Genomic DNA, 837 nt, shown 5'->3' on the forward strand with positions numbered 1-837 from the left:
CCTACTGTATAGGGTGCCGCTTGGCATGTCACTGGCGCAAGAATCGGGAGGCGCTGTTCGTACACCAAAGCTCCCTCCGGATACCGTCCTTCTTGATCCATTAACGGACTATACGCGCGAAACACGACGTCATCGCGGTAATGCTTGATCTGTCCCGAGACGTAATACGTCCATGCGTGGGGTCCTGCCCCTGGTTTGGTAGGATCTTGTACTTGGATCCGATTCCCAGCGACCCCATTGACGAGCACTTGGATGGTTAGAACCGGTTGATTCTTCGCCCCTTGAAACACCCCCGTGATGGCCGTATCCCCAATCGTATACGGAGCAGGTGTGAGCAGTGTCGACCGAATCACCACAGGTAATCGGTGAATCAAACGCTGTAAACAATCATAGGCGACAACCTCCACGGCATCGGTGATTGAAAAAAGCTTATCTGCCGCATAATACTGGAACGCGCATACCCCTTCTTCTGTAAGGTCTAGTACGTCCACACTTGGCAGATAGGTGTTGCCATGCAGACACAAGCCGACCCGCTGGATATCCACCCCTTTGACCCCGCGGTATAATCCCGTCACATACTTCTTCGTTTGCGGCGAAGCCAAGGAATACGTATCGACATGCGCTAACACATGGAGCTGTATCTCCACTAACTCCCGATCTAAAAAGGCACCTTGCGCCGCAAAAGCATAGACATACAGTACATCGGATTGTCCAATCAGCGTTTCTTTGTCTGGGGATGGGCACTGAAAGGTTTCTTGATCGGGTGTCACTTTGGGGCCCCATACACCGTTACACCGCGTGCGTAGATGATCGATTGGGGTATCTCCTGGCTCCGAA

At 52.6% G+C, this 837-nt stretch carries 1 protein-coding gene; it reads right to left on the bottom strand.

Translation table 11 applies throughout. The features are described from left to right. Nucleotides 1–770: immunoglobulin-like domain-containing protein (locus PROCOU_RS15990; RefSeq protein ID WP_036074417.1), on the bottom strand; the 770-nt coding region annotated here is incomplete at its 3' end. Nucleotides 771–837: the final 67 nt, after the last annotated feature.

Origin of the sequence: Listeria rocourtiae FSL F6-920, from assembly GCF_000525975.1 — a bacterium.
Classification (GTDB): domain Bacteria; phylum Bacillota; class Bacilli; order Lactobacillales; family Listeriaceae; genus Listeria_A; species Listeria_A rocourtiae.